The organism is Asticcacaulis sp., assembly GCF_020217185.1.
In the GTDB taxonomy this organism is placed as follows: Bacteria; Pseudomonadota; Alphaproteobacteria; order Caulobacterales; family Caulobacteraceae; genus Asticcacaulis.
In genome coordinates, this window is sequence record NZ_JAIWNX010000110.1 from 1 (window position 1) to 10,000 (window position 10,000).

General features: G+C 62.5%; 8 protein-coding genes. 1 reads left to right on the forward strand and 7 read right to left on the reverse strand.

Annotation, left to right across the window (positions count from 1 at the left end):
• The 4 genes from LDL37_RS05445 to LDL37_RS05460 form a co-directional block, all read right to left on the reverse strand.
• Positions 1-857: alpha/beta hydrolase-fold protein (locus tag LDL37_RS05445; protein ID WP_290795361.1), on the reverse strand; the 857-nt coding region annotated here is incomplete at its 3' end.
• 2 nt (positions 858-859) lie between these two features.
• Entirely contained in the window at positions 860-2,920 is a 2,061-nt protein-coding gene (locus tag LDL37_RS05450; RefSeq protein ID WP_290795363.1) for a glycoside hydrolase family 97 protein, read from the reverse strand.
• A 373-nt stretch (positions 2,921-3,293) separates the two neighbouring features.
• The gene (locus LDL37_RS05455) at positions 3,294-4,313 is read right to left on the reverse strand and encodes a LacI family DNA-binding transcriptional regulator (RefSeq protein WP_290795365.1); all 1,020 of its coding nucleotides are present in this window, start codon (positions 4,311-4,313) and stop codon (positions 3,294-3,296) included.
• A 49-nt stretch (positions 4,314-4,362) separates the two neighbouring features.
• A complete protein-coding gene (locus LDL37_RS05460; RefSeq protein WP_290795368.1) occupies positions 4,363-6,339 on the reverse strand; it encodes a glycosyltransferase family 39 protein in 1,977 nt (658 codons plus the stop codon).
• Between the two features lie 115 nt (positions 6,340-6,454).
• On the opposite strand from LDL37_RS05460, the gene LDL37_RS05465 reads away from it, so the two are divergent.
• Positions 6,455-7,849 carry an L-serine ammonia-lyase gene (locus LDL37_RS05465; RefSeq protein WP_290795370.1) on the forward strand — a complete coding sequence of 465 codons (1,395 nt, stop codon included), beginning with the start codon at positions 6,455-6,457 and terminating at the stop codon, positions 7,847-7,849.
• A 237-nt stretch (positions 7,850-8,086) separates the two neighbouring features.
• Here the strand turns inward: LDL37_RS05465 and LDL37_RS05470 are convergent, their stop codons facing one another.
• The 3 genes from LDL37_RS05470 to LDL37_RS05480 form a co-directional block, all read right to left on the reverse strand.
• Entirely contained in the window at positions 8,087-8,515 is a 429-nt protein-coding gene (locus tag LDL37_RS05470; protein WP_290795372.1) for a hypothetical protein, read from the reverse strand.
• A 50-nt stretch (positions 8,516-8,565) separates the two neighbouring features.
• Positions 8,566-9,456 carry an alpha/beta hydrolase gene (locus LDL37_RS05475; protein ID WP_290795375.1) on the reverse strand — a complete coding sequence of 297 codons (891 nt, stop codon included), beginning with the start codon at positions 9,454-9,456 and terminating at the stop codon, positions 8,566-8,568.
• Positions 9,457-9,754: 298 nt separating this feature from the next.
• A partial coding sequence (locus LDL37_RS05480) for a Dabb family protein (protein WP_290795376.1) occupies positions 9,755-10,000 on the reverse strand: 246 nt, incomplete at its 5' end.

Genomic DNA, 10,000 nt, shown 5'->3' on the forward strand with positions numbered 1-10,000 from the left:
CGCCAGTTGCGCCCTTCGACCCAGCCATAACGCGGCAGAACCGCTTCCATCTTCAGGCTATAGGGCCGGTAGTTGGCATCGAGGTCGCGCGTGCCGTGGTCCATATAGAGCCGCTGACGCTTCGGGTCGAAATTCGCCGTGCTGAACCACGCCTCCCATGCCTGCACCGCGGCATCCGCCGCCGCCTCGCGCGCTTCCGGCGTCGCGGGCGGGGCCATCAGCGGCCAGTGGATCGACACGCAGGCCGCGCGCCCGAACACCTGCGGGTATTCGCCCAGCGCATAGAGCGAGATCAGCCCGCCCATGCTGGAGCCCATAATGCCGGTATGGGCGGCATCGGGGCGCGTGCGATAGGTGCGGTCGATAAAGGGCTTCACCTCTTCGACCAGAAAACGCAGATAGTCGTCGGCCCTGAGCGGCCCTTTGGCCATAGTCATCACCTGCGCCTGCATATCGGCGGGCAGAAAGGCCGCCAGCTTTTGCGGGAAATAGTCGGCATAGCGCGTGGGCGAATTCCATACCCCCACGACGATGGCCTTCTGGCCCATGGCGCTGAGGGCCTCGTCTATGCCCCACTCCTTGCCGCCATAGGCAGTGGACGTCTCAAACAGGTTCTGCCCGTCGTGCATATAGATGACCGGCAGGCGCGGCCCCTTGGGGTCATAACCTTCGGGCACCCATACCCAGACATGGCGCGCACTGACAAAACGCGACGGGAAGGCCTCATACTTATCGAGCCGGCCGTGCGGCACATCGGCGGTGGCGCTGACGCTGTGCGTCGGCACAGGATCGGCGGCCCCTGCCCCCACCGGTATAGCGAGGAGCAGGGTGGCGAGGATCGCAGCAAAAGCGCGCATGGTCACAGCGCCTTGAAACGGATGGCCTGACCGCCGCCGGGCGCCAGTTTCAGCGTCAGGCGGTCTTTGGCGGTCACCTTGCGCTTTTCGATCTGCATCGAATGGCGGGCGTCTGTGCGGTAATCGGCATCGTCGCCGTCGCGATAGATTTGCGCCTCATAGGTCTTGCCCGGCGTCAGGAAATCGAGCGCGATGTCGAGGCTGCGCGCCTGTTCGTCCGTCACCGCCCCCAGATACCAGTCGCGGCTGTGCTTATCGAGGCGCACCAGCGTGGCGTAGTCGCCCGGCTCGCCGTTCAGCATCTTTGTATCGGCCCAGTCGGTCGGCACGTCCTTGATGAACTGAAACGCCGGCATCTCCTTTTCGTAGTTTTCGATCAGGTCAGCGGCCATGTGGATCGGCGAATAGAGCACCACATAGAGGGCCAGTTGCTTGGCCTTGGTCGAATAGATCGGCTTGCCATTGCCCTGAAGGCTGAGGACGCCCGGCGTGAAGTCCATCGGACCGGACAGCATTCGCGTGAAGACCAGACTGGCCTCGTGCTCCGGCGGGTTGGGCGGATTGCCCCAGGCGTTATATTCCATGCCGCGCTGACCTTCGCGCGACACCCAGTTGGGGTAGGTGCGGCGCAGGCCCGTATCCTTGATCGGCTCATGCGTATTGATGGCGATATGATACTTCGCCGCCGTCTCGGTCACCTTCTGGAAGTGGCGCACCATGTCCTGCGAGTCGTTCCAGGTGTAGTAGGGCTTGCCGTCCGCCCCCATCACCTTGGCGCCGCCCGCATCGGCGACATAGCCGGTCTTCACCGCATCGACGCCGTTCTGCTGATAGAGGGCAAAGCCTGCGTCCATCTGCGGTTCATAATGGGCCGCATTGCCGCCCGTTTCGTGGTGGCCCACAATATGGACGCCCTTCTTCTTGGCATAGGCCGACAGGGCGGGCAGGTCGAAATCGGGATAGGCCTCGGTAAAGCTGAACAGGTCGCCGGTGGCGAACCAGTCTTCCCAGCCCTTATTCCACCCTTCGACCAGCACCCCACGGAAACCGTGCTTGGCCGCAAAGTCGATGTATTTCTTGGTGTATTCGGTCGTCGCCCCGTGCTTCGGCCCGGCTTCCCAGGTCTTGGTACCGAGGTGCATATCCCACCAGATGCCGACATATTTGAACGGCTTGACCCAACTCACATCGCCCAGCTTGTTCGGCTCATTGAGGTTAAGCAGGATGTGTGAGTGATAAAGGTCCGGCGCGTTATCGGTCACGATCACCATGCGCCACGGCGTCGGGAAGGGCGCGTCGCGCACCACATTGGGGCCGATGGACGACGGGGCCAGCCGCGTCTTCAGGCGCTGCCCATCGACGCGACGCATCCAGATGGCCGCATAGTCGATCAGGGCCGCCTCATGGAAGCTCATATAGAGGCCGGAGTCGGTCTTCAGCGTCATCGGCGTCTGAGCCTCAGACACTTCGGCCAGCGGCGTCTTCTGGATGATATATTCTTCGCGGTTCCATTCGCCGGCGACGTTCCAGTAGGCGGTCGCCTTGTCGCTGACGGCAAACTCGGTCAGTTCGTCGGTGATTTTCAGCGTCTTCAGTTGCGGCTGATCGGGGAATTCATAGCGGAAGCCGAAGCCGTCGTCGAACAGGCGGAACACCACCGTCATGCGGCGATTGTCGTACTTTGTCTGCACCACATCGACGCGCAGTTCGGTGTGCGTATCGCGGATGGTCTGCCATTCGCCCCACGACTGCTCCCACGTCGCGTCAAAGGCCGAGGTGGCGGTCTTTTCGACCGTGAAATTGCGGTCCAGCTTGGGCTGATCGGCCAGAATGAAGCCCAGCCGCGACGGCGCGATAATCTCATGGCCCTTGCGCGATACGGCATAGGACAGACGTCCGTCATTATCGAGCAAGACCTTGACCGACAGGACCTTATTGGGCGACTCAGCGGTGGCGATGACCGCCAGCCCCGTCGCCTGACTATAGGCCGCATCGAGCGTTTCGGCGGCGGCCACGGCGGGCGGGGCCCAGCCGATCGTTGCGGTCGTAGCGGTAAGCGTCATGGCAAGCCCCATCAAAACTGGCGTACCGAAGCTAAAGCGCTTTGCGCGAACTGTCATCGTCTGTCTCCCTGTGTTTTATCGCTGTCGGCGTTTGTCCTGTGGTTAGCACACCGCCCTGCCAAGGGTGCGTGCATACGTATTCAGAACGGCGCGGCTCGCGTTGAATACGTATTCAGATTGCCGCTGTGCGCCCCACAACCTAGTTTCCGGTCAAACGATTTTACAGGGATAACCACACAACGACTCCCCCCTGATACCCCTTCTGCCCGTGGCAACGCGGCGGAACCGCCATTTCAGCCCTGGAATGGTTTCTTCTCAAACCTGACCTTTTAACCCCGCTGCGCGTCTCCCGTCGCACGGGGTTATTTTTTACCTATCCGCCACAGCTTTCGCGGATGATCAGCCGCGTCGGCACGCGCACCGGCTCAACCGGCGCATTGGCGATCATGCGATCCAGCGCATCGACCAGCGCGCGAGCCGCTGCCGTCGTATCCTGCCGCACGGTCGAAAGCGCCGGGGTGGTGCAGGCCGCCGCCCACAGGTCATCAAAGCCGATCACCGACACATCCTGCGGCACGCGCCTTCCCTGCTTCTGCAAGGCCTGCATGGCCCCGATGGCCGGCAGGTCCGCCGTGGCAAACACCGCGTCAAACTCTGCCCCGCGCTGCATGAGCCGCGCCACCGCCGCCGCCCCGTCTTCGCGCGAGATAAAGCAGTCGGCCATCAGATCGGCGTCCAGACTCAGGCCGTTTTCGCGCAGCGCCCGCGCATAGCCGTCATAGCGGTCGCGAAACTCCGGATGGCTGGATGAGGCCTCGCCCAGAAAGGCGATGCGCCGCCGCCCCAGCCGGATCAGGTGCGACACGGCCTCATAGGCACCCTGTTCATTATCAGATCCCACACTGTGCCCCGCCCCCGGCTGCACCAGCCCCCAGACGACCCACGGTTCGCCGATATCGCTTAAGCCCTCGGCCTTGCGCACATAGTCGTCATAGTCCTTATAGCCCAGCAGGATCAGGCCATCGGCGCGCCGCGCAAAGCCATAATCATTGCTCCAGCTTGCGCTTTGCTGTTGCAGCGAGGTGAGGACGTCATAGCCCCTCTGCCCGGCATATTTGAGGATGGCCCCCAAGAGCGGCACAAAAAACGGGTTGATCGGATTGTCCTGATCGAGGTCTTCGGAAATCAGCACGGCAATGGTGTTGATCTTCTTTGAGCGCAGTTTGCGCGCATTGACATCGACCGTGTAGTTGAGCTGCTGCGCCGCCTCAAAGACGCGCTTTCGCACCTCTTCGGACACCGCCGGTGACTGGCTGAGCGCGCGCGATACGGTGGCCTGCGAAACGCCGGCCAGCGCCGCTATGTCAAAGGATGTTGGCCGTTTTACCCCCACGCGGAGCCTCCCTTTTTTTGCGCAGCATAGCCCGCTTCGGGAGCGGCGGCTATTTCTTAATATAGAGGGTCTTTTCCGCCCCTTCGACCGTGGTGCCGTCGGTCCGCGTGGCGCGCAGAGACAGGGTGTGCGGCCCCGGTGTCAGCCCGGCCTTATCCAGCTTGAAATCGAATTGCAGCTTCGGCCAGTTTGGGTCGTAGCGCAGGGCGTCGGGCGTCTTGAAGCCTTCCGGATCAAGGCCGTAATGGGCCTGCGTCACCGGCTTGCCATCGATCAGAATATCGACGCGGGTCACGCCCTGAGCATCGGCGGCGATACCGAAATAGTTGGTCTGCGCCGTGGCTTCAAGGAACTGCCCACGCGGCGGTTGCGCGATATAAAGCTCCGGCAACAGGGCACACGGCGCGGGCGGCGACTTCACGGCGTCCTTACGCAGGCGGCCGGTGTAAAACGCCACCACATTGCGCCCCGGCGGCAGCTCGACGCGCTTATACAGCATCAGGTCGTCAAAGCGCTGACACAGGTCGCGGCGGAAACTTAGCTCCTCCGGCTGATGGTAGAGATAGCTAGGGTCGGGCAGGACCAGCACCACACCCTTGCCCGCCTGCGTCTTGATCAGGTCGCTCAGGCCCAGCCCCCAGGTCTGACGCGCCGTGCCGAAGCGCGAAAAGCGGTCATAGGGCTCGCCCAGCGTATAGAAGGTGCGCGTCGGTCTGTTGGGGAATTCCAGACGCACCGCCGGGACGTGGCCCGACACCGCCACGGCGACTTCGGGGCCGAACTGCTGCCGCGCCAGCGCCTCGGCCTCGATCAGGGTCGGGTGCAGCACGGTCCAGTTTTCGTTGCGCATGAAGTTGATCTGCTTCCATTGCCACGGCAGCTTTTCGGTATGGGCCCAGGCGTATTCATAGACGGTGATACCGATGCCGACGCCCAGCGCCAGAACCGGGCCCAGCGCCAGCACGCCCTGACGCAGACGGCGCGCGCCCATCGTTTTAGCCCCATCCACAAAGCGGATCAGCACGGCGGGCAGCCCCACCACAAGCGGTACATAGGCCAGAAACGGCCAGTGCGGCATGATCTGCGCATTGGCGGGTGACTGAATGAAATAGAAGCCGAAGATAAATGCGCCGACAATGCCCAGAAGCGCCAGAGGCGTGCGCCGCTTATCCCAGCACAGCGTCTTGGCCGCAAAGATCAGGCCGACAAAAAACACCGGCGACACCAGCCCGATCTGCTGATTGAGAAAGGCCGTCATCAGCTTTAGTTCCGGCCGCCACACAGGCCGGTTGGTGACGTGGAAGGCGATGGCAGGCCAGTCGTTAAAGGCGTTGTAGAGCAGAGACGGCAGAAGCCCAAGCGCCGCCACGCCCCCGGTCGTCCAGAATTTGGGCCGCGTCCACAACTGCCGCCCGGCCGGCGTCAGCAGGGCAAACAGCACAATCCCCGCGCCGGGAAACAGGAAGCGGAAGTGCACAAACAGGCCCAGCGCCCCGCACAGGCCGGTCAAAAGCCACCACTTCCACTCATCGGTCTTGAAGGCGCGGATCAGGCAGCCCAGCATCAGGGCCAGCAGCAGTTGCAACAGCCCTTCCGGATAGAAGATGGTCCCCGACATCGACAGCGGCGGGATCAGCAGCGACAGGATGGCGGCCCAGATGGCCTGACGCGCCGGGACGACCGGCTTGGCCATAAACCAGATGGCAAAGGGTATGGCGGTGGCGATCAGCAGCGACAGCACCCGCAGCGGCAGGACCTCCATGCCGAAGACCAGTGTCACCAGCCGCGACAGCAGCGGAAAACCAGCAGGGATATCGGGATAGCCCAGTTCCGGGTAGAGGCCGGAAACGGCGAAGTGCCCCTCTTCCCAGATGACATTGGCCGTCATCGCGATATAGAGCTTCCACGCAAAGATCACCGCGCCGATGATCAGCCCGGCACGCATCAGCGTCCGGTCGTCGCCAAACAGGGGCTTTTGCGGCCCCAAGGCTTCCGGTCCCTGTCCGATCTCATACAACTGGGTCATGCATGGCCTCCCTTCCCTCTTCTATAACGGGGTTTGCCCATCGCACAATCAGGATGTTGCGGCAGGCCAAACCGTGTTAAGCCGCAACGAAGTTACATCTGCATCGAGTTTCCCCATGCTTTCCGTCCTCGATATGTTCAAGATCGGCATTGGCCCCTCCTCCTCGCACACGGTGGGGCCGATGCGCATTACGCGCCGCGCCCTGACCGAGGCGAAGACGGCGGGGGTGCTCGATCAGGCGGCGCGCGTGCGCGTGGAGCTTCAGGGCTCACTGGCCCTGACCGGCATTGGCCACGGCTCGGACAAGGCGGCGGTGCTGGGACTGTTGGGAGCCGAGCCGGATCAGGTCGATCCCGACTGGGCCGATGCCACCTATGAAGCGCTGAAAACCGCCCCAGAGATTTCGCTGTTTGGCGGCCCGACGATTGGCTTTGATTACCGCCGCGATATCGACTTTCGCGGCGACATCACGCCGCGCCTGCACCCCAATGGCATGAGCGTGCGCCTGTACGATGCGGCGGGTGTCGAAGTGTTTGAGCGCACCCTCTATTCGACCGGTGGCGGCTTTATCGCCTCAGCGGCGCAACTGTCGGCTCCGGCGCAAAACGACCGCATCAGTGTGGGTCAGAAGGCGGCCTTACCCTTAACTTCGGGGGCCGAATTGCTGCACCTGTGTGCGCAACATAATCTCAACATCTATGACGTTGTGCTGGCCAATGAAGACGCCCGCCGCCCGCGCGCCGAAACCGATGCCGGGTTGAAACGCATCTGGGAGGTGATGGATTCAGGCATCAACCGCGGTCTGAAAACCAGTGGCATCCTGCCGGGTGGCCTCAGCGTTCAGCGCCGCGCGCCGCGCCTGTTTGAGACGCTGAAAACCGAAGCGCACAATCAGGAATCCGAGCGCCTTTTCGACTGGCTGAACGTCTTTGCCATGGCCATCAATGAAGAAAATGCCGCCGGCGGGCGCGTCGTCACGGCCCCCACCAATGGCGCAGCGGGCATTATCCCGGCTCTGATCCGCTACTACTGCGCCTTTGAGGGCTGGAGCGAGGCCGACACGCGCTCGGACGGCAAGATCGGGCGCTTTCTGCTCACCGCCGCCGGGATCGGCATGATCTATAAGCAGCGCGCTTCGCTGTCCGGAGCCGAGATGGGGTGTCAGGGCGAGGTCGGCGTCGCCTGTTCGATGGGGGCGGCGGGCCTCAGCGCCGTCTGGGGCGGCAGCGCCCCTCAGATCGAGCACGCCGCCGAAATCGGCATGGAGCACAATCTGGGCCTGACCTGCGATCCGGTCGGCGGGCTGGTGCAGATCCCGTGCATCGAACGCAACGCCATCGGCGCGGTGAAGGCCGCCAATGCCGCGCGCCTCTCCCTGCGCGACGAAGGCCCGCACAAGGTGACGCTGGATCAGGTGATCGAAACCATGCGCCAGACCGGCCTCGACATGTCGTCGAAGTACAAGGAAACCTCGCAAGGCGGCCTGGCCGTCAATGTGGTGGAGTGTTAGGGCGAAGAGGATTTTAGGTGGAAACGTGTTTCCAGCTCCTCCTCTGATTTCAGGGGAGGTGGATTTGACGCCGCTCAGGCGTCAAAGACGGTGGGATTAAATACCGCTGCTTTAACCCCACCCGGCCCTTCGGGCCACCGGCACCGGCCGCCCGGCTCCCCTGAAACGAAGTTCGGCGAAGCCAAATCAGGGGAGGTGCTAAAGCGCGAAGCCGTTTCCACCTAAAATCATCCTACTCTAGTTTTTCAGCGGCATCCGTTTCAGGCAATCATTCAGGCGCGGCGTCAGGGTGTCGCTGTCCACCTTGCCTAACTCTGTCTTGACGGCGGGGGTCGCCACAGCGGCGAAGACAAAGCGTTCGGTGTGACCTTCGGCGATCTTGATGGCCGCATCGGCTTCGCTGAGCGACTTTTTAGCAGCCTCCAGCCCCTCGGTCGAAAGGTTGGGTGAGCGTTCGATACGCACGATCAGGCTGTCCATGATGTCGTACTGACGATCGCGCAGCACTTCGGCAATGGCGCGGCATTCGCTGGCCTCGGCGGCGCTCAGCGGCCTCGCTTCGGTCGTCGGTTCAGGCGATTGAGAGGCCGTCTGCGCCGCAGCAACGCCCATCAGCAGCCCCGTCAGGCCCATCCCTATCGCGGTCGCGTGACGCACAAGGCTCATGAAACTCCCCGGTTAATGAGGGATGCCGATAGCATCGGCGCGCGGCCCAATTATGGCACGGTGACATAGCCCCTGTCGATCAGCCAGTCCGACAACCGCGCGGGCCAGTCCTTGACCGCGCGCAGGTTCGAGCGCTCGCCCATATTGAAGGCATGACCACCGGCCGCCAGTATGTGCGTTTCGACCGGCACGTCCGGCCAGGCCGCATAGAGCCGCGACAGACGGTCCAGCACCGCCACCGGCCCGCGATCATCGTGCGCCGTCAGGAAGAAGGCCGGGGGTGGTGCCGTCTCAAAGCGCTCCGGCACGCCCAAAGGCCCCGGATAGACCTCGATGATAAAGTCCGGACGCGCACTCAGGCGATCCACCGGGTCGGCCGCCGTTGCTTCCCCGTCAAACCCCGCAAAGGCCGTCATGTGCACCAGCTCGCCCCCGGCGGAAAAGGCCATCACACCGATGCGTTTGATACCATATTCGGCGGCGTGGGCGCGCACCCAGCGCACGGCCCGCCTCAGATCTGCCGCGCCGTGGATGGCGATGTCATAATCCGCTTTCGGGTTATCACTTTCGCGCCCCAGTCGGTATTTCAGCGCAAAGGCCGTCACGCCTTGCACCTGAAGAAAGCGCGACGGTTTCAGCCCTTCGGAATTGAAGACGAGGTTTTCGTGCCCCCCGCCCGGCAGGACGATGATGGCCGTGCCGCTGTTGCGGGCGGGGTCAGCACGAAACACGGTCAGGGACGGATTATTGACGCCCCGCACCCACCAGTCGCCGGATGTTTCGGGCACGTCGCGCAAGGCCTCAAAGCCCGGTGCGCCCTTGTCCCACAGGGGGATAACGACACCCGCCTTTTGAGGGATCGTTTCTGCCGCCAGCGCGGGCGACAGGCTCAAAACCGCGACTACACAGGCCAGCATTTGGGCGACAAAACAGGCGCGCATGATCATCCTCCCTTATGTTTTGGAAGGAGATTAAAGCAGCTCAGTAAAAAGGGGAAACGTGTTTTTAGACGTTAGGACTTTTGATGGAAACATCAAACAAGCGCCTCCCCTGATTTCAGGGGTATAGCGCAGCGAAAGTATAGCTTTCGCAAGCGATGGGATTTGACGCCGCTCAGGCGTCAAAGACGGTGGGGTTAACACCACGGCTTTAACCCCACCCGGCGCTACGCGCCACCCTCCCCTGAAATCAGGGGAGGTGCTATGGCGCTATGCCGTTTCCACCTAAAATCATCTCGTTCTACAACGCCGTGGTGGCCGCCGCTTCGACCGTGTAGTCCGCCGCTACGCGCAACTCACGCAAGGGGCGCACAATATCAATCGACTGCTGATACAGCGGATGGTCCTTATAGGCGCGCAAGGCCGTCACATCGGCAAATTCGCCATAGACCACGACTTCGATATCGTTGCCGAGCTGATCGACCTTTTCATTAAAGGCGACCTCCAGCTTCTGGGCGTGCGGGATCTGCGTCAGCAGGGACAGGCC

Bases quoted from the DNA above. Each gene is read 5' to 3' on its own strand.
- LDL37_RS05450 (WP_290795363.1), bottom strand. From the start codon at position 2,920: ATGACGCTTACCGCTACGACCGCAACGATCGGCTGGGCCCCGCCCGCC.
- LDL37_RS05460 (WP_290795368.1), bottom strand. From the start codon at position 6,339: ATGACCCAGTTGTATGAGATCGGACAGGGACCGGAAGCCTTGGGGCCG.
- LDL37_RS05465 (WP_290795370.1), top strand. From the start codon at position 6,455: ATGCTTTCCGTCCTCGATATGTTCAAGATCGGCATTGGCCCCTCCTCC.
- LDL37_RS05470 (WP_290795372.1), bottom strand. From the start codon at position 8,515: ATGAGCCTTGTGCGTCACGCGACCGCGATAGGGATGGGCCTGACGGGG.
- LDL37_RS05475 (WP_290795375.1), bottom strand. From the start codon at position 9,456: ATGCGCGCCTGTTTTGTCGCCCAAATGCTGGCCTGTGTAGTCGCGGTT.